Raw genomic sequence first — 25,367 nt, forward strand, 5'->3', positions numbered from 1 at the left:
CCCGCAAAGAAGGAAGAGCCCTTGTCCACCACGAACTCCACCACGTTCGACAAAGTCGCCAAGATCATTGCCGATACCAGCGAGATCGATATCGACACCATCACGCCCGAGAGCCACACCATTGACGACCTCGGTATCGACAGCCTCGACTTCCTCGACATCGTCTTCGCCATCGACAAGGAATTCGGCATCAAGGTGCCGCTGGAAAAGTGGACCCAGGAAGTCAATGACGGCAAGGCTTCGACCGACGATTACTTCGTCATGAAGAACCTGTGCGCCAAGATCGACGCGCTGGTTGCCGCCAAGACCGCCTGAGGTCATCAGGGCGCGTGACTTGACGCGCTCCGCCGCCTGACCCACAAAGCCGCCCATGAGCAGCCCACACGACGTCGTCATCACAGGTATCGGCCTTGTTTCCTCGCTGGGGGAAGGTCCTGACGCCCATTGGCAGAAGCTGGCGCAACCCGGCCGGGAGCCGGTGCTCGAAGCCGCGCGCTTTGCACCCTACACCGTCCATCCGCTGCCCGAGATCGACTGGAACCTTCAGATCGCCAAGCGCGGCGACCAGCGGCAGATGGAGACATGGCAGAGGCTCGGCACCTATGCCGCGGGCCTCGCCCTGGACGATGCCGGCATCAAGGGCCATGACGAGCTGTGCACCACCATGGACATGGTCGTGGCAGCCGGCGGCGGCGAGCGCGACGAAGCGGTCGACGCAGACATTCTCGCCGCTTCGGAAAACCGCAACGACCGCGACGTGCTGCTCAACGAGAAGCTGACCACCGAGCTGCGCCCAACTCTGTTCCTGGCGCAGCTCTCCAATCTGCTCGCAGGCAACATCTCCATCGTCCACAAGGTGACGGGCTCGTCGCGCACCTTCATGGGCGAGGAAGGCGCCGGCGTCGCCGCCGTCGAGACCGCGGCCGCGCGCATCCGCTCCGGCCAGTCGACGCACATCCTGGTCGGCGGCGCCTTCCAGACCGAACATTCCGACATGCTGCTCGGCTATGAGCTGGCCGGTTATCTGCATCGCGGCCCGTGGAAGCCTGTCTGGCAAAGGCAGGGCGCCGAGGGCGGCGGCGTGGTGTCAGGTTCCGGCGGGGCCTTCCTGGTGCTTGAGCAGCGCGAACACGCGGCAAGCCGCGGGCGCAAGATTTACGCTGAACTCGGACAAATCGTGTCCGGCCGTGCCAGGCGGTCGCGCGGAGAACTCGACGCCGAGATCGCTCTCCTGCTTAAACAGGCGGCGCCGCCGAACGGCAAGCTGCTCGCCATGTCTGGCGCGTCCGGCGCACATGGGGCAACCATTGCCGAGAAATCAGCGCTCGATGCCGATCCGGCAATCGCCACGCGCGGTTTTTCGACGCTGACCGGGCATATGAAGGAAGCACAGTTCCCCTTCGCCGTGGCGCTGGCGGCATTGGCTGTCGACCGCAAGGCCGCCTACCCTGTTTTTGACGCTACGGCCGAAAAGCCATTCGAAGGCATTCCCGCGCGCGTCCTTGCAACGGCGATCGGCTATCACCAATTCGAGGGCATGGCGCTGGTCAACACCGCCTGAGGCGGCGTTTCGCGATCATGCCGCAGAGATAAGAGGGGCTCCCGGATGGCCAAGTTCAGAGATCACATGGGCAGGCCCGTTGTCGCCGTCACCGGCATCGGGGTGGTGACCTCGCTCGGCGTCGGCAAATCAGATAATTGGGCAGCGCTGACTTCGGGCAAGTCGGGCATTCACCCGATCACCCGTTTCCCGGTCGATCACCTCAACACGCGCATCTCCGGCATGGTCGATTTTCTGCCGTCGAGCTCCAAGGGAGCAAGCCTCCTCACCTACGAGCTGGCGGAAACCGCGGCGCAGGAGGCCGTTGGCGAAGCCGGCCTGAATTCCGGTGATTTCGGCGGCCCTCTGTTCCTCGCCTCGCCACCGGTAGAACTCGACTGGCACGACCGCTTTTCGCTCTACAATTCCGACAAGCAGGATTCCGGCGCCGAAAGGCTGCTGCGTGTCGCGCGCGGCCTGAAGGAGCTTGATGTTTTCGAAACCACCCAGTTCGGTTCGATCGCCGACCGGCTCGCCGACCGGTTCGGCACGCGCGGCCTGCCGATCACGCTCTCGACGGCTTGCGCTTCCGGCGCGACCGCCATCCAGCTCGGCGTCGAGGCGATCCGCCGTGGCGAATGCGACCGGGCCCTGTCGATCGGCGCCGACGGTTCGGCAACCGCCGAGGCGCTGATCCGCTTCTCGCTGCTGTCGGCTCTTTCCACTCACAACGACAATCCGGAAAAGGCTTCCAAGCCGTTTTCCAAGGACCGTGACGGCTTTGTATTGGCGGAGGGGTCCGGCGCTCTGGTGCTGGAATCGCTGGAGGCGGCGCTCGCCCGTGGGGCCGCCGTTCTTGGCATCCTCAGCGGCTGTGGCGAAAAGGCCGACGATTTCCACCGCACCCGCTCCAAGCCGGACGGTTCGCCGGCGATTGCCGCTGTCCGGGCCGCACTTGCCGATGCGGGCCTCGGCGAAGACGAGATCGACTATGTCAACGCCCACGGCACCTCGACGCCGGAAAACGACAAGATGGAGCACCTGTCGCTGTCGACGGTGTTTGGCGAGCGCATCGGCTCTATGCCGATCTCGTCCAACAAGTCGATGATCGGCCACACACTGTCGGCGGCGGGCGCGGTCGAAGCGGCGTTTTCGCTGATGACGATGCGCGAAAGCGTCATTCCCCCGACCATCAATTATGACAATCCCGACCCTGCGATCGTGCTCGACGTCGTGCCGAACAAGAAGCGCGATGCGCAGGTTCGCACTGTACTGTCGAACTCCTTCGGCTTCGGCGGCCAGAACACTTGCCTTGTCATGGCGCGGGAACCGGTCTAAGCGAGCCCTTTCCGCTTAACAGAACCGACAGGCTCCATGCGCGCACTGCAACTTATCGAGGACCGCCGCCTTGAAACGGTGGACCTGCCACCCCCGCCACCCCCCGCGCTTGGCGAAGTCACGCTGCGCATCAAGGCAGTGGCGCTGAACCATATCGACGTCTGGGGCTGGCGTGGCATGGCCTTCGCCAAGCGCAAGCTGCCGCTGGTCGTCGGCGCCGAGGCTTCCGGCGAGGTTGAGACGGTCGGTCCCGGCGTTTCCAGCCTGCTTCCCGGACAATTGGTGTCGATCTACGGCGCGCGCACCTGCGGCCTCTGCCGCGCCTGCCGCGAAGGCCGCGACAATCTGTGCGAACATGTTTCGGGCGTTCACGGCTTCCATCTCGACGGCTTCGCGCAGGAGAAGATCAACCTGCCGGCGCGCCTTCTGGTTCTCGCCCCGCCCGGCGTGACCGACATCGGGGCCGCGGTAGCACCCGTTACTTTCGGCACCGTCGAGCACATGCTGTTCGACAATGCCAGGCTGCAGCCCGGCGAGACGATCCTTGTCCATGCCGGCGGATCGGGCATCGGTTCGGCGGCTATCCAGTTGGCCAAGCGGATGGGCTGCACGATCATCACCACGGTCGGCTCGAACGACAAGATCGACAAGGCCAAGGCGCTCGGCGCCGACCACGTCATCAACTACCGCGACGACCGCTTCGAAGGCGTCGTGCGCAAGCTGACAAAGAAGAAGGGCGTCGACGTCGTGTTCGAGCATGTCGGCACCGACACCTTTGCCGGCTCGATGCTTTGCCTGAAGCGCGGTGGCCGTCTGGTGACCTGCGGCTCGACCTCGGGCGTGTCGACGCAGATCAACCTGATGCAGCTCTTCCAGCAGCAATTGAAACTGCTCGGATCCTTCGGTTGCCGCATGGAGAACATGGCCAACGCCATGCAGAAGATGGCCGCTGGGCAGGTCGCGCCGATCATCGACACCGAGGTCGGCTTCGACGACATCGATGCCGCGCTGAAGCGCATGGAAGGCCGCGACGTCTTCGGCAAGATCATCCTGCGCGTCGCCTAGAGCCTCGATTTCCGTGCTCAAGAAGCTTCGCCGCGATCTGACATTTCGCTATGGCAGACAACTGCGCCAGATGAATTACTGGCTTGTCGCGCGCGCGGCGATGATCATCATGTCGCTGCTGCGCCTGCTGCCGGTCGACAGCGCGCTGAATTTTGCCGACCGCACGGCTCGCCTCATCGGCCCAAGGGTCGGACGCCACCAGGTCGCCATCGACAATCTGCGCAAGGCCTATCCGGAAAAGAGTGATGGCGAAATCCAGGCCATCGCCTCCGACATGTGGGGCAACATGGCCCGCCTTGCCGCCGAATACATCTTTTTGGACGCCCTGTTCGACTATGACCCCGCCGCCGGCAAGCCGGGTCGGGTCGAGGTCAAGGGAACAGAGCATTTCGTCGAGATCGCGGCCGAGAAGCAGCCGCACATCGTCTTCACCGGCCATCTCGGCAATTTCGAGCTGCTGCCGGTGGCGGCGGCGACCTTCGGCATGAACATCACGGCGCTGTTTCGGCCGCCCAACAACCCCTACCTAGCCGACTACATCCTTTCGACAAGGCGATCGACCATGGGAGGCTTGCTGCCTTCGATGGCTGGCGCCTCGTTCGCGCTGGCGGGAGTCTTGGAGAATGGCGGCAATATCGGCGTTCTCGTCGACCAGAAATTCTCCAACGGCCTGGACACGACCTTCTTCGGCCGTCCCTGCCAGAGCAACCGCGTGCTCGGCACCCTTGCCCGTCACTATGACTGCGATGTCTATCCGGCGCGTTGCGTCAGGTTGCCAGGCAACCGCTTCCGGCTCGAGATCGAGGACAAGCTGGTCTTGCCGCGCACCGCCGACGGCAGCGTCGACGTCCACGCCACCACTCAGATGCTGAACGACGTCGTCGAGCGCTGGGTGCGCGAGGATCCCGGCCAGTGGATGTGGTTCCACAAAAGGTGGGAGATCAGCAACTGGCGGCGAAAAACGCGCACCAAGCCGGCTTCCGCCTCAAACACCTGAGCAAGCCGCTGGCGGGAACGTGAGTTCCTCCGCCAGCAGACAAAGCCAATATCAGTGAACCGCCAATTGCCTAATTGGTGACGACAATGCGCGTATTGCCGAATCCGACCTCGCGCACCATCGAATAGAAGGTTGCGGCATTTGCCGTATGCAGCCTCACGCAGCCATGCGAAGCCGGGCGGCCGAGCTGCCTGACGGCGCCTGTTCCATGGATGGCATAGCCGCCGTGGAAGAATACGGAATAAGGCATCGGCGACATTTCGTATTTGCGCGAATACCACATCCGCGCCGTGCGTTGCGGCCGGTAGGTGCCGCGTGGCGTGAAATAGCCTGGCCGAGCGGTCGACACGGCCCACCGATAGACCGAAGCGCCATAGCGGACCGTCATTGTCTGCGACGACACGTCGATATTCGCCACCAATGTGGCCGCCTCACTTGCGACCGATGCGCCAAACAGCGCAACAACCAATACTGCTGCCTTGAGAAATGACATTTTCATGCGATCAAACCCCTTTGATTGCCCCTTGCCTGCCCGCCATCACGTTCTTTTTCACCTTTTTAATGGCGGTGAACGGATAACACACAGTCCTTGATCAATTCGCCAATCCAAAGCAGCTAATTTGAACGATTTCCCGCGATAGTTGCCGCAGGGACACGCTGCACGGTCTGATCGACAGGCTTGCAAAACCACGGCGATCGCTGCTCAAATCGCGGCATGAACGAGCGACTCCTCAAGGCAATCGATATCAGGCGCGACGAGCTGGTGGCGTTGACCGTCGACCTGATCCGTTTTCCAACCGTCAATCCACCCGGCGAAGCCTACAGGCCATGCGCCGACTATATCGGTGCGCGGCTAAGGAAGCGCGGCTTTGAGACCGAGTTCATCCGCGCCGAAGGCACGCCCGGCGACACCGATCGCTATCCGCGCGTCAATGTCGTTGCCCGTTTCGACGGCCGGTCACCCGGCGCCTGCGTCCACTTCAATTCGCATATAGACGTGGTTGAGGCCGGCGAGGGCTGGACCGTGGATCCCTTTGCCGGCGTCATCAGGGACGGCAAGGTCTATGGCCGCGGCGCCTGCGACATGAAGGGCGGCCTCGCCGCCTCCATCATCGCTGTCGAAGCCTTCATGGAAGTCTTCCCCGACTTTCCCGGCGCCATCGAGATCTCGGGCACGGTCGACGAGGAGTCCGGCGGCTTCGGCGGCGTCGCCCATCTGGCCAGGCTCGGCTATTTCTCGAAACCCAAGGTCGACCACGTCATCATCCCCGAACCGTTGAACAAGGACCGCATCTGCCTTGGCCATCGCGGCGTCTGGTGGGCAGAGATCGAGACCAAGGGGGAGATCGCGCACGGTTCGATGCCGTTTCTCGGCGACAATGCGGTGCGCCACATGGGCGCCGTCCTGCGGGCCTTCGAGGACGAGTTGTTTCCGGCGCTCGACCGCAAGACCACGCGCATGCCGGTGGTGCCGGAAGGCGCCAGGCGCTCGACCATGAACATCAATTCCATCCATGGCGGCCAGACCGAGGATTTCCGGCCCGGCCTGCCCTCGCCCAACGTGCCCGATTCCTGCCGGCTGACCATCGACCGCCGCTTCCTGCTGGAGGAGGATCTCGCCACGGTCAAAGCCGAAGTGACCGGCATCCTCGACCGACTGAAGCGCGAGCGCGAAAAGTTCGATTATGAAATCCGCGACCTGATGGAAGTACTGCCGCTGATGACCGAGCGCGACGCGCCCGTGGTCAAGGCGGTGGCGCAAGGCATTCATGCGATCTTCGACCGCGAGCCCGACTACGTCATTTCGCCCGGCACCTATGACCAGAAGCACATTGCCCGCATCGGCCACATCTATGACTGCATCGCCTACGGACCCGGCATTCTCGATCTTGCCCACCGGCCGGACGAGTGGGTCGGCGTATCGGACATGGTGGAATCAGCCAAGGTGATGGCGATCGGGCTCAACGTGCTGCTGCGTGGCGCTGCCACGGAATAACCCAGCATCGCGACAAGCTTCAACTTGCCGACAGGGCTGGCACGGCAAAAACATTCCCGGCCATCCTGCCCGGCAGCACGAAACGTAATTTACTCCCGCGCGAAATCACGCTTCTATCGCCCGGTTTGAGCACGTGTCCTGAACGCATGGGGAGTTGCACGATGAGACTGTGGAAAACCATTCTGGCCGCGGCGGTCCTTGCGCTGGCCGCTGGAAGTCAGGCCTTTGCGGCCCGGACCGACCTGGTCATCGGCATTCCGCTCGAACCGCCGCATCTCGATCCGACCGCGGGTGCCGCGGCGGCGATCAAGGAGGTGCTCTACGCCAATGTCTTCGAGGGTCTGACCCGGATCGGCCCCAATGGCGAGGTTCTGCCGGATCTGGCCGAGAGCTGGACAATTTCCGATGACGGCAAGATCTATACGTTCAAGCTGCACACCGGCGTCAAATTCCACGACGGTGCTGACTTCGGCGCCGACGACGTGAAATTCTCGCTCGACCGGGCCCGCGCCGACAATTCGGTCAATGCGCAGAAGGGCCTGTTCGCAGCCATCGATAAGGTCGAGATCATCGATCCGGCAACGGTCAAGGTCACGCTGAAAAACCCGCAAGGGTCTTTCCTCTACAATATGGGATGGGGCGACGCGGTGATGGTGTCCCCCAAATCCGCCGATACCAACAAGGAAAAACCTGTTGGCACCGGCCCGTTCAAGTTCCAGAACTGGGCCAAGGGATCGTCGATCACGCTGGTGAAAGCCGACCATTACTGGGGCGCTCCGGTGTTCCTCGACAAAGTCGAGTTCCGTGTCGTGCCGGATGCTGCGGCCTATGTGCCGGCGCTGCTGTCCGGCGACATCCAGGCCTTCCCCTTCTTCGATCCCGACAGCCTGGCACAGGTCAAGGACGACCCGCGTTTCAAGGTGGTGATCGGCTCGACCGAGGGCGAGACCATCCTGGCGATCAACAACAAGAAGCCGCCTTTCAACAAGCTGCAGGTCAGGCAGGCGATCTCCTACGCGCTCGACCGCAAGGCGATCATCGACGGCGCCTCGGCCGGCCTTGGCCTGCCGATCGGCTCGCACATGTCGCCAGCCAACAAGAACTATGTCGACCTCACCGGCCTCTATCCGCACAACATCGACAAGGCCAAGGAGTTGCTGAAGGAAGCCGGGCTGGAGAACGGCTTCAAGGCGACGCTGAAACTGCCGCCGCCCAGCTATGCACGGCTGGGCGGCGAGATCATCGCCTCGGAACTTCGCGATGTCGGCATCAACCTCGAGATCATCCCGGTCGAATGGGCGCAGTGGCTGGACCAGGTGTTCACCAAGAAGGACTACGACCTGACCATCGTCTCCCACACCGAACCCAACGACATCGATATCTATTCGCGCAAGGACTACTACTTCAACTACGACAATCCGACCTTCGACAAGATAATCGCCGACCTCAACCTCACCTCCGACGAAGCCAAGCGCAAGGAACTGCTTGGCGAGGCACAGAAGATCCTGGCCGACGACGCCGTGGTCGGCTTCCTCTACGAACTGCCCAAGATCGGCGTCTGGGACGCCAAATTGCAGGGATTATGGGAAAACGCGCCTATCCAGGCCAATGATCTCACCAAGGTGAAGTGGAGCGAGTGAGGCTTGTGGTGCGGCAGCGGTTGCGCGGGACTTCCCTTCTCCCCTTGTGGGAGAAGGTGGATTGGCGCAAAGCGCCAAGACCGATGAGGGGTGCTGGAACAAACTCAACCTGCAATTCGTCCAGCACCCCTCATCCGACCTCGCTTCGCGAGGCCACCTTCTCCTACAAGGGGAGAAGGAAGAACGCCACGCTCCCACGCCTTCCATGACAGCCTACCTCCTCAAGCGCCTCGCCATCGCCTTCGCAACGCTGGTCCTCGCCTCGATGGTGGTGTTCGCCGTGCTGGAGGTCCTCCCCGGCGACCCTGCGCGGCTGATGCTGGGTATGAATGCCAGCGCTGATCAGGTCGAACTCTTGCGCAACCAGATGGGTCTCAACGCGCCACTTGTCCTGCGCTACCTGCATTGGGCCGGTGGCCTGCTCAGCCTCGATTTCGGCCGCTCCTATACCTATTCGGTGCCGGTCATCGATCTCGTGCGTGAACGGCTCGCCGTCTCGCTGCCGCTGGCGCTGATCGCGCTGGCGCTCTCTACCATCATCGCCATTCCGGTCGGGCTTTATTCCGCCAGCCGGCGCGGACGGGCCGGCGACACGATTTCAATGGGCGTGGCGCAGCTTGGCGTCGCCGTCCCCAATTTCTGGTTCGCGCTGATGCTGATCTATATCTTTGCCGTCTGGCTGCGCCTGGTCCCAGCCGGTGGTTTTCCCGGTTGGGCAGCCGGCGCCTGGCCCGCGCTGAAATCGCTGCTGTTGCCGGCGGTAGCGCTTGCCCTGCCACAAGCGGCGATCCTGGCGCGCGTCACCCGCTCGGCGCTGATCGAGGTGCTGAACGAGGACTATATCCGCACCGCCCGCGCCAAGGGCCTGCCCTATCGCGCCGTGCTGTGGCGGCACGCGCTGCGCAACGCCATGATCCCGGTGCTGACCATTCTTGGCCTGCAATTCGCCTTCCTGCTCGCCGGTACCATCATCATCGAGAATGTCTTCTATTTGCCCGGTCTCGGCCGGCTGGTGTTCCAGGCGATCACCCAGCGCGACCTGATCGTCGTCGAAAGCGTGGTCATGCTGCTGGTCGCTGCCGTCATTGCCGTCAACCTCGTCGTCGACCTTTCCTATGCGGTGGTCGATCCTCGCCTGAGGACCCGGCAATGACGCTGCGCATCGACATCCCCGAAGAGACGTTCCGCAGCATTCTGGCCAAGGCATTTGGAAACGCGGCATTCGTCGCCGGCTTAGTCATCACGGTGCTGATCCTTGCGATGGCCATCGTCTCCTATGTCTGGACACCTTACGATGTGACGAAGCTGGTCATAGCCGACAAGACGCAAGGCCCCTCGCTGGCGCATTGGTTCGGCACCGACCATTTCGGCCGCGACATCCTGTCGATGATCATGGTCGGCGCGCGCAATTCGATTGCCGTGGCGCTGGTTGCCGTCGGGATTGGCATGGGGGCCGGCGTGCCGCTCGGCGCCTTCGCCGCGGCGCGCGGCGGCCTCGCCGACGAGGCGCTGATGCGTGTAAACGACCTCGTCTTCGCCTTCCCCGCGCTGCTGTCGGCCATAATGATTACAGCCATTTTCGGGCCGGGCGCCATCAACGCCATCATCGCCATCGGCATCTTCAACATTCCGGTCTTTGCCCGCGTCGCCCGTGCCGGCGCGCTTGCCGTCTGGCCGCGCGAATTCATCCTTGCCGCGCGCGCCGCCGGCAAGAGCAGCACGCAGATATCGATCGAACATGTACTGCCCAATATCGCCACGCTGCTCCTGGTGCAGGGCACGATCCAGTTCGCGCTGGGTATCCTGGCCGAAGCCGGGCTTTCCTATCTCGGCCTCGGGGCGCAGCCGCCAATGCCGAGTTGGGGCCGCATGCTGTTCGACGCCCAGACGCGCATGGTGGTGGCGCCGTGGATGGCGATCTTCCCCGGCATGGCGATCGTCGTCACCGTGCTCGGCCTGAACCTCCTGGGCGACGGCATCGCCGACATTCTCGACCCGAAATCGCGGCGGCAGCGATGAGCCTGCTCGAAATCGACAATCTGTCGCTGACCATCGGCGACACGCAGATCCTGAAAGAAATGGAACTCTCCGTCGCGCCCGGCGAGGTCATGGGGCTGGTCGGCGAATCCGGCTCCGGCAAATCGATGACCGCGCTGACGGTGATGCGGCTCCTGCCCCATGCCGCACGCCCCACCGGGCGCGTCACATTCGACGGCATCGATATTCTGACGGCAACCGAGGACCAGATGTGCGCCCTGCGCGGCGATGACATCGGCATGGTGTTCCAGGAACCGATGACAGCGCTCAATCCGGTCAAGACGATTGGCGAACAGGTCGCGGAAGGCATACGCTGGCACACCAGGGCAAGCCGTGCCGATGCCGAGGAGCGCGCGCGAAAAATACTCGACCGCGTCGGTCTGCCCTCGGCAAAGTTCCCGCTGTCGCGCTATCCCCACGAACTGTCAGGCGGCCAGCGCCAGCGGGTCGTCGTCGCCATCGCCTGCGCGCTGAAGCCAAAGCTGCTGATCGCCGACGAGCCGACGACGGCGCTCGACGTGGTGCTGCAGGCGCAGATCCTCGACCTCCTGCGCGACCTTGTGGTGGAGAACCGCATGGGCCTGCTGCTGATCTCGCATGATCTCGCTGTCGTGACCGAGATGGCCGACCGCATCACCATCCTGCGCCATGGCGAGGTGATGGAAGCAGGCGACACGGCGCGCACGCTCTCCGGTCAGCTTCATCCCTATACGCGCCAACTGGCGCAGGCTTCGATGCATGTTCCGGCACGCGCCAAGCCTCACCGTGTCGGGACGGACCAACCCTTGCTCCAGGTCGAAGGCGTCACCCGCGATTACCCCGGCCGCCGCATCTCGCTGTTCAGCCGTGCGCCGGCGATTCGCGCCGTCGACGACGTCTCCCTCTCGATGGCGCCGGGCCAGTCGGTGGCGCTGGTCGGCCGCTCCGGTTGCGGCAAGTCGACCCTTGCCCGCATGATCCTGGCACTGGACCGGCCGGGTTCGGGCGCGATCCGGTTTCGCGGCGAAGCCATCACCGGCAAGAGCGAAGCCGAGCTGAAGCCGGCCAGGCGCGATATGCAGGTCGTGTTCCAGGATCCCTACGGGTCCTTCGATCCACGCCAGAAGGTCGAAAAACTGGTTGCCGAGCCGCTTCATGTCCTGGAGAAAAAACCGACGCGGGCCGAACGCCGCGAGATGGTGGCGCACGCGCTCCACGAGGTCGGCCTCGACCAACGCGACATGGACAAATACCCGCACGAATTTTCCGGTGGCCAGCGTCAGCGCCTGTCGATCGCCCGCGCCATTATCACCCGCCCGAAACTGGTGGTCGCCGACGAGCCGGTCTCGGCACTCGATGTCTCGATCCGCGCCCAGATCCTGGACCTGTTCGCCGGGCTCAACCAGAAACTCGGCATCGCCTATCTCTTCATCACCCATGACCTGACCGTCGCCCGCGCCATCACGGACGAAGTGCTGGTCATGCATGACGGCAAGATCGTCGAGCGCGGCAGAACGAGTGAAGTGCTCGATCATCCGCAATCCGAAGCCGCAAGGGCGCTGGTCACAGCCGCCCCGGATTTGCATCGCGCGATCGCTCGACGGATGCAGGAACAGGGCTGATGCATGTCGCCCAAAGTGGCGTGCGTGGGACCCGCTCAGATCATCTGGAATTTTCCGGTGGTCTTGAACCGGAGATAGGCCTCGACGCTGCGCGCCATGTTTGGCAGCATCTCAGGCAGGCTGTCGACCGAGAACCATTCGACGGCGCTACTCTCGTCGTCGGTGACGGCCGGCTCGCCTTCAAAGCGGCGCGTGTAAAACATCAGTGCGAAGAACTGCGCGCGATCGCCATTCGGGAACTGGAAGGTTTCATAATTCGGGTCGCAGCCGAACCCGAACGGCTCGACATCGCTGACGACCAAGCCGATTTCCTCAAGTACTTCTCGGACCACCAGGGTTTCCAGGCCCTCGCCTTCCTCGGCATTACCGCCGGGCAAGCCCCACAAGCCAAAATCGGTTCGTTTCTGCAGGAGAATGCTGCCGTCTGCGCGTTCGATGACGATACGAGCACCCGGCATCAGCACCAGACGGTCGCCGATCAGCGCCCGCAATTATCCCAGATAGCTATCGGCGAAGCTCACACAAACAGCCCCTCGGCGCTGGCGATTGGGTGTCTCACGCAGTGTCAATCCTCCGGCTTCACCACATCGACCGGGCTGATGTCGAGCAAATCGAGCGTGCGGCGGAGCAGCCGCACCTCGGTTTCGGCCAGCTGCGAATCCGCCTTGGCGATCTCCGCCATGTGCTGGGCCAATTGCTTGCGCCGCTCGACGTCGAGATCGCGGAACAGCGCGATCGCCTGCGAGCCGTTGGTCTCGTAGCCGAATTCGTTGAGATATTCGATGACGGCATCGATGCTGGTCTCCGGAATACCGAAGGCATCCTTGCAGATGCGCCGGAAGGCAACCATCTCGCTCTCGCTCACTGTGCCATCTGCCAGGATCATCCGGAACAGCATCAGCAGTTCCGCCGACAGGACGGGATCGTCCGCGACCTTGCGCACGCCCGGGTCGCCGTCGAAGATCGAGCGTATCTGGTCCAGCAACGCGAATGGCATGAACGGCCCCTTTCCGATTCCTCTTCAATAGAATTAGCGCGGAATCGGCCTTGCGCAAACGGGGTGGTCGTGGTCGAACGCGCGCTATCTCAGCCGACCGGACATCTCGACAGATCAGATGATCGACCTCAGCATCCAGTCCATCGCCATGCTTGCCCTCGCGGCTTTTGCCGCGGGCTTTGTCGATTCGATTGCCGGCGGCGGCGGACTGATCACCATTCCGGCGTTGCTGCTTGCCGGTTTCTCGCCGGTCGAAGCGCTTGGAACCAACAAGCTGCAAGGCATGTTCGGCTCCGGGTCGGCGACGATCCACTATGCCTCGAAAGGCCATGTCGACCTGCGCCGGCAATTGCCATCGGCGCTGCTGGCACTTGCCGGCGGTGCCGTCGGCGCGTTGCTGGCCACGATCGTGCCCGGCGACCTGTTGCGCGCGGCCCTGCCGCTGGTGCTGATCGCCATCGCGCTATATTTCGCGCTCAAGCCCAACATGAACGATGTCGACCGGGCCGAGCGCCTGTCGCCCTTCCTGTTCGGCGTGACCGTGGTGCCGGCCATCGGCTTCTATGACGGCGTGTTCGGGCCGGGCGCCGGTTCCTTCTACATGCTGGCCTTCGTGACGCTCGCCGGCTGCGGCGTGCTCAAGGCGACGGCGCACACCAAACTGCTCAATTTCGCTTCCAATATTGGTGGCTTCATCGTCTTTGCCGCTGTCGGCGTCATCTCCTGGAAGGTCGGCCTGATGATGGGCGTTGCCCAGTTCCTCGGCGCCCGGCTTGGTGCCAGTCTCGCTATGCGCATCGGCGCCAAGCTGATCAAGCCGCTGCTGGTCATCGTCTGCGTGGCTCTGGCGGTGAAGCTGCTGGCGGATCCGGCCAACCCGCTGCGTGTCATGATTGGTGTGTGATCACGCGCCTGTTACAATATCGCTGTTCGAATCATGTTGGAGGAGCCAGACATGAATCTCAGCGCGCCTACTCAGATTGTTTTCATCATTTCCCTGGTCATCGCCATCATCGGCATTCTTGCCGCGCTTGGCGTTTTTGCGTTCATTCCGCTCGCATCGGTGTGGATCGTGCTCGTCGCCTACATCGTCCTAGCCGCCGGCTGCCTGATGCGCGGCGCCTGACAAGTTTCCCTCGACAAGTGGGGACCGAGAGCGCCCGGCCAAAAGCCGGGCGTTTTTGATTCTGATGCAGGCTCTGCTAGATTTGGCTTGGCGGAAGGATGGCCAATGCCAATCGAGATGCAGCGCCGAAAAGAACAGGATCGCTCCATATCGGGGCTATTCGAAATGCGCCGGCGCCTGATGACAATGACCGCTTCGCCAGTTTCGCCGCCGGCCTTTTTGCCGGTCCGGTAATGATCGAATCCTTCGGCGGCGCCTGCTGCATCCAAGTCAATTTCACCCCTCTTGGCGCACGCCGCTTCTTCCGCCTGCCGATGAGCGACTTGACCGACAGCATGGTCGTGCTCGATGACGTGCTCGGCGCGGAAGGCATGGCGCTGCGCGAACAGCTCGGCAACGCGCCTGACTGGACGGCGCGTTTCGATCTTGCCGAGGCCTTCGTCGCCGCTCGTCTTGAGAGCGCCGCTGAGACGCCGCTGGAAATCGCCTGGGCTTATGACCGTATCGTCACATCAGGCGGCCGGACCCGGATTGCATCGCTTGCCGAACGGTTGGGCTGGAGCCGCAAACAGCTCGCCGACAAATTCTCCGACGCGACCGGCATTGGCCCCAAGACGCTGTCGCGAATCGTCCGCTTCAACCGGGCGCTCGGCCTGTCGAGGCAGTCGACCGCCGACTGGGCCGACATCGCCGCCGATTGCGGCTATGCCGACCAGGCGCATCTTGTGCGCGAATTCCGCGAGTTTGCAGGCGAGACGCCAACGGCACTTTCGGTCAGGTAACATTTCTTCAAGACGCTGGAACGGCCTTCGAACAGAGTGATGCATGTTGCCCAAAAATGCGCTGCAGTTTGGGACAACACATGCACAAACAGGGATTTATCGATCACCCCACGAAGGAGGTTCCCATGCCCGCCACCACTGAAGCACCCCGGCTCTACCCTGCTTTGCGCTACAAGAATGCGGCAAGGATGATCGACTGGCTGGGCGAAGCCTTCGGCTTCAGCGTCCGTGCCCGCTACGGCGAAGGCGATGTCGTGCATCATGCCGAACTGGTCTTCGGCTCTTCGATGATCATGCTGGGCACGGTGCGCGACGACGACTACGGCAAGATGGTCGGCGAACCCGGTTCAGGCGGCGGTAAGTCGATCTATATCGCCGTCGACGATGCCGACGCCGCTTACGCCAAGGCCAGGAAGGCCGGCGCGACGATCATCCAGGAACTGACGAACCGCGATTATGGCAGCCGCGAATTCATCTGCCGCGATCCCGAAGGCAATGTCTGGTCGCTCGGCACCTACTGGCCGAAAGCAGATGAAAAGGCCTGATTTGGACCTTCAACGTGCCAGCGCGAAAATCGCATCGCAGTCGAGATGGTTTTCCAGCTCGGCCGCGACCTCGTCCAGCGCCCGCTCGACCTCGGCGCGGTAGTCGATGCCGCCGCCCCTGATGCCAAGACTTTCGAGGAATTTTCCCCGAAAGGCATCAGCGCCGAACAGGCCATGCATGTAAGTGCCGATCACCTTGCCGTCGGCGGAGATCGCACCATCCTCGATGCCGTTGATGATCGCCGACGGCCGCACGGTGTCCGGGCCGGTGGTGCGGCCGAGATGGATCTCGTAGCCCTCGAGTGGCAAGTCGAACGGCACAGAGCGGGCACTGACATTGCGCACCGTCTTTTCCGGCTCCATCACCGTTTCGATATCAAGCAAGCACAGCCCTTCGGCATCGGTGATGCTGCCTTCGATGCCGTTGGGGTCGCGCACCATTCGGCCTAGCATCTGGAAACCGCCGCAAATGCCGACGACATGGCCGCCGCGCTTGCGGTGCGCCGCCAAATCCCGATCCCAGCCATTCTCGCGAAACTTCAGGAGATCGCCGATCGTCGACTTGGAGCCGGGAATGACCACCAGCCCGGCATCGGCCGGCAGCTTCTTCCCCGGCGGCACGAACACCACCTCGACCTGCGGTTCGGCCTTGAGCGGGTCGAGATCGTCGAAATTGGCGATGCGGCCAAGCATCGGCACCGCCACTTTCAACGCGCGCGCCTCACCGGACGCCAGCCGCTCCAGCACCACCGAATCCTCGGATGGCAGCCGCGCCGCCGCCTTCAGCCACGGCACGACGCCAAAACAGCGCCACCCGGTGAATTTCTCGATCGCCCTCAGGCCATCATCGAACAGCGAAACATCGCCCCGGAACTTGTTGATGAGGTAGCCGACGATCATGCGCCTGTCCTCTTCCGGCAGGATCAGATGCGTACCGGCGACCGAGGCGATAACGCCGCCGCGATCGATGTCGCCGACCAGCACCACCGGCACGTCGACGCGCGTGGCAAAGCCCATATTGGCGATGTCGCGGCTCCTGAGGTTGATTTCGGCCGGCGAACCGGCGCCCTCGACGATGACGAGGTCGGCGCCCTCGTCGACCTTGGCCCAGGAATCCAGCACGGCGTCCATCAGCCGGCCCTTCAGCGCCTGATAGTCGCGCGCCCTCGCTTCGCCGAACACCTTGCCCTGGACGATGACCTGGGCGCCGACATCGGTCTGCGGCTTGAGCAGCACCGGGTTCATATGGACCGACGGTGCAACCCCGCAAGCGATCGCCTGCAGCCATTGCGCACGGCCGATCTCGCCGCCGCCATGGTTGTTGTCACCGGGAATATCGGCAACGGCAGCGTTGTTCGACATGTTCTGCGGCTTGAACGGCCGCACCTTCAGGCCGCGATTCCTGGCGACGCGGCACAGCCCGGCGACCAGCACCGTCTTGCCGACATCCGAGCCCGTGCCTTGCAGCATGATCGCTTTGGCCATCAGCTCTGGCCCTGAGTTACGGTTCCGGTGACCCTGGACTTCTGCGCCAGGGGCCCGCCGCGCCAGATATAGAGCGCCAGCAGCGGTTCCTTGCCAGTCCGCATGGCGTGATTGACATTGGAGGCATGGTGGACGACCTCGCCGGCTTCACGCGTGCGAAAACCGCCCTCGCCCATGCGCCATTCCGTACCGCCGGTCAACGGAATGTAGATCTCCTCGGCAACGTGGTGGTGGTCGGGATAGACGATCCCGGGCCCAAGGATCAGCAGCCCGGCCGCGACAACGTCATTGGCGAAATGGCCGCGCGTGCCGAACATTTCCAGCCAGCCATAATTGTCGATGAAACCTTTCCCGAAATCCGCTTCGCCGTAAGTCTGCCCCCAATGGAGGTCGTTGCGCTGCCGTGCCAGCAATTGCACCAGGGGTTTCGCGGCCATCGGCGCCAGCTCAGCCGAGCGATCGAGATGGCGTAGGCAACCAAGCGCATACGGCTCCAGATCGCGGGCCGGCATGTCCCAGCCTGTGCGCGCCACGGCCTCGCGCACCAGGGCGTCGTCGACGGAAGCAAGGTAGGCGTGGAACCGTTCCAGCAGTTCGTCGAATTTTGTCGTCACATCTTGCTCCGGCCATGCATTGGTGCACAGCCGCTCCGCGGCGGGTCGGGTTGCGTGGCGGCATCATTGGTCTAGATTGGTGCGCGCGCAAAGCCAAAAACGACAGGCCAGCGGGCTAGCTGGCCAACATATAGGGAGCACGCCATGGACGCCGCGGTCGATGCGAGCACCAGCCAGTTTGAACTCAACGAGGAACAGCGCGCCATCCAGGAGATGGCGCAGGCCTTCGCCGCCGATCGCGTTGCGCCGAATGCACTCGACTGGGACCGCAGGAAACACTTCCCCGCCGACGTGATCCGGGAAACCGGACCGCTCGGCCTCGGCGGCATCTATATCAAGGACGACGTCGGCGGTTCCGCGCTCGGCCGACTCGACGCTGTGCTGATCTTCGAGGCGCTGTCACATGCCGATCCGGCCTTTTCGTCCTTCATCTCGATCCACAACATGGTGGCCTCGATGATCGACCGTTTCGGCAATGAAGAACAGCGCCGGCGTTTCCTGCCGAAGCTCACCTCCATGGAATGGCTGGCGAGCTATTGCCTGACCGAGCCGGGTTCCGGCTCCGATGCCGCTGCATTGAAGACCCGCGCGGTGAAGAGCGGCGGCGACTATGTTCTCAACGGCGCCAAGCAGTTCATCTCCGGCGCCGGCGACAGCGATGTATACGCCGTCATGGTACGCACCGGCGCCGACGGCCCGAAAGGCATCTCCACCATTGTCGTGCCCAGGGATGCGCCCGGCCTCTCCTTCGGCGCCAACGAGCACAAGATGGGCTGGCATATGCAGTCGACCCGCCAGGTCATCTTCGAGGACTGCAAGGTGCCGGCGGAGAATCTCCTGTCGGGCGAAGGCGCCGGTTTCGGCATCGCCATGGCCGGGCTCGACGGCGGCCGGCTGAACATCGCCGCCTGTTCGCTGGGCGGCGCCCAGTCGGCGCTCGACAAGGCGCTGGCCTACACGGCCGAACGCAAGGCCTTCGGCTCGAAGATCAACCAGTTCCAGGCGCTGCAGTTCAGGCTTGCCGACATGGAGACAGAGTTGCAGGCCGCGCGCATCTTCCTCTATGCGGCGGCCTCGAAGCTCGACCGCAAGGCGCCGGACGCCGGCAAATGGTCGGCGATGGCCAAGCGCTTCGTCACCGACACCGGCTTCGACGTCGCCAACGATGCGCTGCAATTGCTCGGCGGCTACGGCTATCTGCATGATTATGGCATCGAGAAGCTGGTGCGCGATCTGCGCGTGCACCAGATTCTGGAAGGCACCAACGAGATCATGCGCGTGATCATCGCGCGCGCGCTGATCGGCCGGTAAAGGCAGTAGGCAGTAGGCAGTAGGCAGATGACCGGCACGATCAATTCGTACAAGGATCTTATCGTATGGCAGCAGGCGATGGATCTGGCCGTCGCGACATACGCCTTGACTAAAGCGTGGCCTAAAGAGGAATTGTATGGCCTGACCAGCCAAATCCGCCGCTCTGCAACCTCTATTCCTGCGAACATTGCAGAAGGCTATGGCCGGGACAATCGAGGCTCATATCAGCAATTTCTCAGGATCGCCCAAGGCTCGCTGAAGGAGTTGGAGACCCACCTCCAGATCGCTGAGCGCATCGGTCTTGCCACGCATGATCAAGCTGACCGCATGCTGTTAGCAACCGAGGGCATCGGAAAAATGCTTCGCCAACTCATCAGCAGACTTGCGCCGCAATAGTTTGCCTACTGCCTACTGCCTACTGCCTACTGCCTACGCCTACCGCCTACTGCCGCTTACCCAATCACGGAGCGCCACTATGACCACCATCGCCTTCATCGGCCTCGGCAATATGGGCAATCCGATGGCCGCAAACCTGGTCAAGGCGGGCCATACAGTGCATGGCTTCGATCTGATGCCGGAAAACCTCACCGTCGCGCGTGAACATGGCGTCGTTGTCATGGCCAATGCGCTCGCGGCGGTGAAGGATGCCGACGTGGTGATCACCATGCTGCCCGCCGGCAAGCATGTTTTGTCGGTCTATGAGGACATCGCTTCCAAGGCGAAGAAAAATGCCTTGTTCATCGATTCCTCGACCATCGACGTGGACTCGGCACGCAAGGCGCATGCGATTGCCGCGAAGCATGGCCTGCTGTCGATCGATGCGCCGGTTTCGGGGGGCACCGGTGGTGCCACGGCCGGCACATTGACCTTCATGGCCGGGGGTTCCGATGGTGCTTTCGCCGCCGCCGAGCCGATCTTGAACCCGATGGCCGGGCGCATCGTCCATTGCGGCAGCGACGGCGCCGGCCAGGCCGCCAAGATCTGCAACAACATGATCCTCGGCATTTCGATGATCGGCGTCGCCGAGGCCTTCGTGCTGGCGGAGAAACTCGGCCTGTCGCATCAGGCGCTGTTCGACGTCGCCTCGACGTCGTCAGGCCAGTGCTGGTCGCTGACCACCTATTGCCCGGTGCCCGGCCCGGTTCCCACTTCGCCCGCCAACAAGGATTACAAGCCGGGATTTGCTGCGGCTCTTATGCTGAAGGACCTGAAATTGTCCCAGGAAGCAGCGCTTGGCGCCGGCGCGGTGACGCCGCTCGGCGCCGAAGCGGCGCAGCTCTATGCCCTGTTCAACGCCCAGGGACATGGCGGCGCGGATTTCTCCGGCATAATTAATTTTCTGCGCGGCAATTCAGCGTAAGTGACGGATTCGATAGAGCTTTTTCGGATATTCCCAGGGAAAGAGCGGCAAATTTAGATTTGCTTAAGCTCTCGATAACTCCGCGGTAACGATGTCCCTATAAAACGGATTGCGAGGCGGATATATCGCATCCGCCCGGCGCTCCGGATCAGGTCTCGCGTACCGGAGCCCGTAAGTTTCGCAAGTGTCTTCGTAGCGAAACGCCATGCGTATCTGGCAAAGCCGCGTTCCCGATGGAGCGCGGTTTTTGCGTTTCCGACCCCTTTATTATCGACGATCCGTCTATATTCCGATCGCCGCGCCCGGGATCGGCACGTGATCTTCATTGGTCAGCACAATCGGTGCATCGAGCCCGTCCACGCGGACCACGAGCAGGCGAGTGGTCCAAGTCCCCGCATTGCGAACCAGATGGGAAAACACGGTGCCCTTGCCCGTGACGCCGTGGACGGGAATGCTGAACTGGGCATCGCCCGCCCCATTCGCATTAACGCTGAGGTGGCCTCCGACCCAGAAATTGTCGGTCACATCGTCGCCAATGGCGGCCTTCACCCGGGTGTCGGCGCGGACGGCGTCCATGGTCATCCGGAAGGCGTCGCTACCTTTGAGCACGAAGGGGATGCTGCCGACCATGGTCGCACAGCCGCCGATGCTGACCACCCAGACGGCAAGGCCGGCAATCGCCCAATTGCGCTGCGTCTTGCGGAACTGCTCGGCGTCGCGCCAGGCACGGTTCCGCCAGGCCCAGCGGCTGCCGCGCGCGCCGAGCACGAAGATCATGATGAGGTTGACGACGGGGATTAGCGCCAGCAGCGCGATGAAAGTGCTGTTGCCGATGCCCCAAATCCAGTTGAGGAAGAAGGCGCCCCAGTTCCAGCGATCGAGTTCGGCTGGAATTTCAGCCGGCTGGTTGAGCGGTTGTCCGGCCATGTTGTCCCCCATCGGTGCGTATGCCGATTGGTTCTAGCGCATGACTTCGACGATGCGCAAAGAAGTTCCGCGACGCCCCCTTCAACCCTTTGTCGAAAGCCGGCGAAAATTTGCCTTCACGGCGCGGCCGGCCGGCTTCAGCGCGGCACTGATCGACCGTTCGGCCGCGACGAAATTCGTTCCCGGCCATGACGCATATTTCCGGGGGATTGGGCGTTTCTTCGTGGAAACGCCCAATCGAGGCTTGCTCCTATCGGCTGCGCAGGTCGGCCTGCGCCAGGTCGAGCGCCTTGCCGATGCGCTCGCAGGCCATGTCGATGGTGTCGCGGGTCCAGATCAGCGGCGGCGACAGGATCATCGTGTCGCCGGTGGCGCGCAGCATCATGCCATTGGCGATTGCATGATCGCGCACCGTCACCGCGGCACTTCCCGACGGCAGGAAGCGTTCCTTCGTCGCCTTGTCCTTGACGATCTCGATCGCACCCATCAGGCCGATCGAACGCACCTCCCCGACCAGATCCTGCCCGGCGATACGCTCCTGCAAAGCCCTGGCGAAATACGGTCCGGTGTCGTTCCTGACGCGATCGACCAGGCCTTCCTGTTCGATAATCTCGAGGTTCTTCAGCGCCACGGCGCAGGCCACTGGGTGCCCCGAATAGGTGTAGCCGTGGTTGAACTCGCCGCCCTTCTCGACCAGCGTCGAGGCAATGCGATCGCCAACCAGCAGCGCCGAGAGCGGCTGATAGCCCGATGTCAGCGCCTTGGCCGTGGTGATGGTATCCGGTTCGATGCCGAAGGTCTGGGCCGCGAACCACTCACCTGTCCGGCCATAGCCGGTGATGACCTCGTCCAGCATCAAAAGCACGTCGTATTTGCGGCAGATGCGCTGCACTTCGGGCCAGTAGCTCGCCGGCGGGATCTTGACGCCACCCGCCCCCATCACCGGCTCGCCGATGAAAGCCGCGACCTTGTCGGCGCCAGCCTCGATGATGGCATCCTCGACGGACTTTGCCGCGCGCAGGCCGAAATCGTGATCGCTTTCGCCAGGCAGAGCCAGCTCATACGCGTAGGGCATCATCACATGGACGATATTGGGCACCGCGCCGTTGAGCTGCTTGTGCATGGCATCCATGCCGCCGAGCGAAGTGCCGGCGATGGTCGAACCGTGATAGGCCATCTTGCGCGAGATGACGCGGTTCTTCTCCGGCTTGCCTTCCAGCACCCAATAGTGGCGCACGAGGCGCAACGCGGTGTCGTTGGCCTCCGAACCGGACGAGCCGTAAAACACCTGGTTGACGTTGCGTGGCGCGATCTCGGCCAGCTTTTTCGACAACAGCACCGGCGTCGGCGTCGAACATTTGAAGAAGGAATTGTAGTAAGGCAATTCCTTCATCTGGGCATAGGCGGCCTCGGCCAGTTCGTCACGGCCGTAGCCGATATTGACGCACCACAGGCCGGCCATGCCGTCCAGCAGTTCCGTCCCTTCGGAATCGTAGATGAACGGGCCCTTGGCGTGGGTGATGACGCGCGCGCCGGCCTCACGCAGCTCCTTATGGTCGGTGAAAGGATGCAAGTGATGCGCGGCATCGATCTGCTGAAGCTGCTTCAGCGAATAATTCTGATAGGTCATTGATTTGATCTTTCCTCTGAAATCATTCCGGCGGTGCCGGGGCGAATTCGTCAGAGGACGGCAGGTGGCGAATAGCCGATACGGGCGCACAGCCGCAAAAGCTCGGCGCGCAGCGTGCGTGACGATGGCGTCACCGCGACCCGGAATGCGCGAGCTGATAATCTAGCGAGAGCCATGAAGGCACCTTAGAGCAAAGGGCGGTCGAGGTGAACCACCCTTTGCTCAAGTGGGGCCATGGCATGATGTCAGGCTTCGCCGCTCAGCGCCCGCTGCAGGAATACATACTTCATCGCCGTCTGCGCCGCCTGCGGCCGTCGGTCGCCGCGCCCGCCATGACCGCCTTCGGTCTCCTCGAAGAACAGCGTCTTGCCGTGTCCGGCTTCCTGCAGGCGGGCCGCCATCTTGCGCGCATGGCCCGGATGGACCCGGTCGTCCGCGGTCGAGGTGGTCAGCAGCACCGGGGGATAGGCGGCATCCGCCTTGACATGCTGGTAGGGTGAATAGGCGGAAAGCCATTTGGCGTCTTCCGGCTTTGACGGATCGCCATATTCGGCCATCCACGAAGCGCCCGGCGGCAGTTCGGTGTAGCGCAGCATGTCGAGCAGCGGCACCTCAATGATGACGGCGCCGAAAAGCTCGGGATGCTGCGTCAGGGAGGCGCCCGTCAGCAAGCCGCCATTGGAGCCGCCCTGGATGCCAAGCGAGGCAGGCGTTGCGATGCCACGCCTAACGACATCCTCAGCCACCGCGGCAAAGTCGTCGAAGCCGGTCTGGCGCTTGCCTTTCAGCGCCGCCTGGTGCCAAGCCGGGCCGAATTCGCCACCGCCCCGAATACACGCCTGCACATAGGCATTGCCCTTCTCCAGCCACAGCCTGCCGCGCACGCCGGCATAGCCGGGCAACAGCGGCACTTCGAAACCGCCATAACCGTAGAGCAGCGTCGGCACCGGCCCATTCTGGTCGCGCCGCCTGACCACGAAGTAAGGGATCATCGTGCCATCCTTCGAGCGCGCCTCGAACTGTTCCGAGACAAGCGGCGAGGCATCGAAGCGCGCCGGCTGCGACTTCACGGTGGCGAGCGTCTCGCCATCGTCATCGGACCAGATGATCGAACTAGGCGTCAGGAAATCGGTGAAGGAGAAGGAGACGGTGGAGCCGAAATGCTCGGCATGGCTGATGCCGACAGTGCCGTTTTCGGGCAGCGCGACAGGTTTCAGCGACCAGGCGTCGTCCCTACGCTCGCAAACGAGAACCTTGCCACGCACATTGTCCATCAGGTTGATGAACAGTCGGTCCTGCGTGCGGCTGATACCGGCGATCGAGACGCGATATGCCGGCGCCAGCAACGTCTCGATCGGGCCAAAACTGCCGGTTTCGATCCAATACGCGAAATCGATCGAATAAATCCCGTCCGGCTGGCATGCGGTGCCGTCCGGCGCCGTCCATGGCGTCCGCACTCCAAACACCAGTTGATCCCTGAAAAGCGCGGTGTCGGTGACGTCGTCGGGCAGCGGGATGCGGCGGTTCTCTCCCGAAGGCAGGCGCAGGAAACTGTGCGACGCGAAGAAGTTGAGTGTCCGCGCCAGAAACAGGTCACGCTTTTTGCCATCGAACTCGACCCCAGCGCCAACGGCAAGATCCTCGGTCTTTCCCTCGAAGATCGGCGTCGCCTCTTCCAACCTCGTGCCGCGCTTCCAGAGCTTGACCACACGCGGATATCCGGACTCGGTCTTGTCGGCCTCCTCGAATGCGGCCGAGACGATCACCGTATCCTCGTCCAGCCAGCCGAAGCCCGATTTCGAGGCCGGCGCCTGAAACCCGCCTTCGACGAAGGACTTCGCCGCGATGTCGAACTCGCGCATCGCGCTGGCGTCACCGCCATCGGGCGACATCGAGACCAGGCAGCGATTGAAATCTGGATAGAGCCTGACAGCGCCGCCGAACACCCACTTTATCCCCTCCTTCGCCGCCAGTTGATCGAAGTCGATGATCGTCTCCCAGTCGGGCTTGTCGGTTTTGTAGGAAGCGACCGTCGTGCGCCGCCACAGGCCGAGCGCATTGTTCTTGTCCTGCCAGAAATTGTAGACATGGCCCGCGATTGCCGCGCCAACCGCGATATTGTCCTCGGCCGTCATCAGGTCGAGTGCCGTCTGGAACGAAACCTGGTAGGATGGATCGCCCTGCAATTCCGCCACCGTGACCTCGTTCTGGCTGTGCACCCAGTCGAGCGACTGTTTGCTGGTCCTGTCTTCCAGCCAGAGGAAGGGATCGCCGGCCTTCTGAGAGAGCTGGGCTTTGATCGTCGAAGAGTTCATGCAGGTCTCCGGGGGATTCTGGGCGGCCTTGCCTACATCGCGTTGGCGGCGCCGACATTCA

24 protein-coding genes and 1 pseudogene are annotated in these 25,367 nt (G+C 62.8%); 17 read left to right on the forward strand and 8 right to left on the reverse strand.

Features of this window, described 5'->3' with window-relative positions:
- Positions 1 to 21 precede the first annotated feature (21 nt).
- The 5 genes from M653_RS0114910 to M653_RS0114930 are packed head-to-tail and all read left to right on the forward strand — an operon-like array spanning position 22 to position 4,940.
- Positions 22 to 315 (forward strand): acyl carrier protein, encoded by a 294-nt coding sequence (locus M653_RS0114910; protein WP_027029416.1) that lies wholly within the window; start codon positions 22 to 24, stop codon positions 313 to 315.
- A gap of 55 nt (positions 316 to 370) precedes the next feature.
- Positions 371 to 1,561 carry a beta-ketoacyl-ACP synthase gene (locus M653_RS0114915; protein ID WP_027144071.1) on the forward strand — a complete coding sequence of 397 codons (1,191 nt, stop codon included), beginning with the start codon at positions 371 to 373 and terminating at the stop codon, positions 1,559 to 1,561.
- A 45-nt stretch (positions 1,562 to 1,606) separates the two neighbouring features.
- Positions 1,607 to 2,878, forward strand: coding sequence for a beta-ketoacyl-ACP synthase (locus M653_RS0114920; RefSeq protein WP_027144072.1), 1,272 nt, complete (start codon positions 1,607 to 1,609; stop codon positions 2,876 to 2,878).
- A gap of 36 nt (positions 2,879 to 2,914) precedes the next feature.
- On the forward strand, positions 2,915 to 3,943 hold the full coding sequence (locus M653_RS0114925) for a zinc-binding dehydrogenase (RefSeq protein WP_027144073.1): 1,029 nt from the start codon (positions 2,915 to 2,917) through the stop codon (positions 3,941 to 3,943).
- A 13-nt stretch (positions 3,944 to 3,956) separates the two neighbouring features.
- Positions 3,957 to 4,940, forward strand: a complete 984-nt coding sequence (locus tag M653_RS0114930; RefSeq protein WP_027144074.1) for a lipid A biosynthesis lauroyl acyltransferase — start codon at positions 3,957 to 3,959, stop codon at positions 4,938 to 4,940.
- A 70-nt stretch (positions 4,941 to 5,010) separates the two neighbouring features.
- On the opposite strand, the gene M653_RS0114935 is transcribed toward M653_RS0114930, so the two are convergent.
- Positions 5,011 to 5,439 carry a L,D-transpeptidase gene (locus M653_RS0114935; protein ID WP_027144075.1) on the reverse strand — a complete coding sequence of 143 codons (429 nt, stop codon included), beginning with the start codon at positions 5,437 to 5,439 and terminating at the stop codon, positions 5,011 to 5,013.
- A 216-nt stretch (positions 5,440 to 5,655) separates the two neighbouring features.
- Between M653_RS0114935 and M653_RS0114940 the strand changes: the two genes are divergently transcribed.
- From M653_RS0114940 to M653_RS0114960, 5 genes are all read left to right on the forward strand, one after another.
- Positions 5,656 to 6,936: an acetylornithine deacetylase/succinyl-diaminopimelate desuccinylase family protein gene (locus M653_RS0114940; protein ID WP_027144076.1), complete on the forward strand. Its 1,281-nt coding sequence runs from the start codon at positions 5,656 to 5,658 to the stop codon at positions 6,934 to 6,936.
- A 161-nt stretch (positions 6,937 to 7,097) separates the two neighbouring features.
- Positions 7,098 to 8,576, forward strand: coding sequence for an ABC transporter substrate-binding protein (locus tag M653_RS0114945; protein WP_027144077.1), 1,479 nt, complete (start codon positions 7,098 to 7,100; stop codon positions 8,574 to 8,576).
- 205 nt (positions 8,577 to 8,781) lie between these two features.
- Positions 8,782 to 9,729: an ABC transporter permease gene (locus M653_RS0114950; RefSeq protein WP_027144078.1), complete on the forward strand. Its 948-nt coding sequence runs from the start codon at positions 8,782 to 8,784 to the stop codon at positions 9,727 to 9,729.
- Complete coding sequence (locus M653_RS0114955) at positions 9,726 to 10,595, forward strand: ABC transporter permease (protein ID WP_027144079.1); 870 nt, start codon at positions 9,726 to 9,728, stop codon at positions 10,593 to 10,595. Before M653_RS0114950 ends, M653_RS0114955 begins: the two co-directional genes overlap by 4 nt.
- The gene (locus tag M653_RS0114960; protein ID WP_027144080.1) at positions 10,592 to 12,214 is read left to right on the forward strand and encodes a dipeptide ABC transporter ATP-binding protein; all 1,623 of its coding nucleotides are present in this window, start codon (positions 10,592 to 10,594) and stop codon (positions 12,212 to 12,214) included. The genes M653_RS0114955 and M653_RS0114960 overlap by 4 nt, the downstream gene beginning before the upstream one ends.
- A 35-nt stretch (positions 12,215 to 12,249) precedes the next feature.
- On the opposite strand, the gene M653_RS1000000134435 is transcribed toward M653_RS0114960, so the two are convergent.
- Together M653_RS1000000134435 and M653_RS0114970 are read right to left on the reverse strand one after the other, a co-directional pair.
- Positions 12,250 to 12,705: an NUDIX domain-containing protein gene (locus tag M653_RS1000000134435; protein ID WP_051442683.1), complete on the reverse strand. Its 456-nt coding sequence runs from the start codon at positions 12,703 to 12,705 to the stop codon at positions 12,250 to 12,252.
- A 74-nt stretch (positions 12,706 to 12,779) separates the two neighbouring features.
- Positions 12,780 to 13,211, reverse strand: coding sequence for a TerB family tellurite resistance protein (locus M653_RS0114970; protein ID WP_027144081.1), 432 nt, complete (start codon positions 13,209 to 13,211; stop codon positions 12,780 to 12,782).
- A gap of 118 nt (positions 13,212 to 13,329) precedes the next feature.
- Between M653_RS0114970 and M653_RS0114975 the strand changes: the two genes are divergently transcribed.
- The 4 genes and pseudogenes from M653_RS0114975 (at position 13,330) to M653_RS0114990 (ending at position 15,664) form a co-directional block, all read left to right on the forward strand.
- Complete coding sequence (locus tag M653_RS0114975) at positions 13,330 to 14,115, forward strand: TSUP family transporter (RefSeq protein ID WP_027144082.1); 786 nt, start codon at positions 13,330 to 13,332, stop codon at positions 14,113 to 14,115.
- Between the two features lie 51 nt (positions 14,116 to 14,166).
- Entirely contained in the window at positions 14,167 to 14,337 is a 171-nt protein-coding gene (locus tag M653_RS1000000135580) for a hypothetical protein (RefSeq protein ID WP_084636692.1), read from the forward strand.
- Positions 14,338 to 14,442: 105 nt separating this feature from the next.
- A pseudogene (locus M653_RS1000000134440) lies at positions 14,443 to 15,119 on the forward strand (AraC family transcriptional regulator).
- Between the two features lie 125 nt (positions 15,120 to 15,244).
- Positions 15,245 to 15,664, forward strand: coding sequence for a VOC family protein (locus M653_RS0114990; RefSeq protein WP_027144083.1), 420 nt, complete (start codon positions 15,245 to 15,247; stop codon positions 15,662 to 15,664).
- A gap of 9 nt (positions 15,665 to 15,673) precedes the next feature.
- Here the strand turns inward: M653_RS0114990 and M653_RS0114995 are convergent, their stop codons facing one another.
- Together M653_RS0114995 and M653_RS0115000 are read right to left on the reverse strand one after the other, a co-directional pair.
- Positions 15,674 to 17,149 (reverse strand): cobyric acid synthase, encoded by a 1,476-nt coding sequence (locus tag M653_RS0114995; protein WP_027144084.1) that lies wholly within the window; start codon positions 17,147 to 17,149, stop codon positions 15,674 to 15,676.
- Positions 17,149 to 17,763: a dimethylsulfonioproprionate lyase family protein gene (locus M653_RS0115000; protein WP_027144085.1), complete on the reverse strand. Its 615-nt coding sequence runs from the start codon at positions 17,761 to 17,763 to the stop codon at positions 17,149 to 17,151. The genes M653_RS0114995 and M653_RS0115000 overlap by 1 nt, the downstream gene beginning before the upstream one ends.
- A gap of 144 nt (positions 17,764 to 17,907) precedes the next feature.
- On the opposite strand from M653_RS0115000, the gene M653_RS0115005 reads away from it, so the two are divergent.
- The 3 genes from M653_RS0115005 to mmsB all read left to right on the forward strand — a co-directional run bounded on the left by M653_RS0115005 (position 17,908) and on the right by mmsB (position 20,434).
- Positions 17,908 to 19,074 carry an isobutyryl-CoA dehydrogenase gene (locus M653_RS0115005; protein WP_027144086.1) on the forward strand — a complete coding sequence of 389 codons (1,167 nt, stop codon included), beginning with the start codon at positions 17,908 to 17,910 and terminating at the stop codon, positions 19,072 to 19,074.
- A 27-nt stretch (positions 19,075 to 19,101) separates the two neighbouring features.
- Positions 19,102 to 19,470, forward strand: coding sequence for a four helix bundle protein (locus M653_RS0115010; protein WP_027144087.1), 369 nt, complete (start codon positions 19,102 to 19,104; stop codon positions 19,468 to 19,470).
- Positions 19,471 to 19,549: 79 nt separating this feature from the next.
- Complete coding sequence (mmsB, locus tag M653_RS0115015) at positions 19,550 to 20,434, forward strand: 3-hydroxyisobutyrate dehydrogenase (protein ID WP_027144088.1); 885 nt, start codon at positions 19,550 to 19,552, stop codon at positions 20,432 to 20,434.
- Positions 20,435 to 20,716: 282 nt separating this feature from the next.
- Here the strand turns inward: mmsB and M653_RS0115020 are convergent, their stop codons facing one another.
- The 3 genes from M653_RS0115020 to M653_RS0115030 form a co-directional block, all read right to left on the reverse strand.
- Positions 20,717 to 21,361: a cytochrome c oxidase assembly factor Coa1 family protein gene (locus M653_RS0115020; protein ID WP_027144089.1), complete on the reverse strand. Its 645-nt coding sequence runs from the start codon at positions 21,359 to 21,361 to the stop codon at positions 20,717 to 20,719.
- A gap of 250 nt (positions 21,362 to 21,611) precedes the next feature.
- Positions 21,612 to 22,991 carry an aspartate aminotransferase family protein gene (locus M653_RS0115025; protein ID WP_027144090.1) on the reverse strand — a complete coding sequence of 460 codons (1,380 nt, stop codon included), beginning with the start codon at positions 22,989 to 22,991 and terminating at the stop codon, positions 21,612 to 21,614.
- Positions 22,992 to 23,236: 245 nt separating this feature from the next.
- A complete protein-coding gene (locus tag M653_RS0115030) occupies positions 23,237 to 25,306 on the reverse strand; it encodes a prolyl oligopeptidase family protein (protein ID WP_027144091.1) in 2,070 nt (689 codons plus the stop codon).
- Between the last annotated feature and the right edge of the window lie 61 nt (positions 25,307 to 25,367).

It is taken from the genome of Mesorhizobium sp. WSM3626, from assembly GCF_000513935.1.
GTDB classification, from domain to species: Bacteria; Pseudomonadota; Alphaproteobacteria; order Rhizobiales; family Rhizobiaceae; genus Mesorhizobium; species Mesorhizobium salmacidum.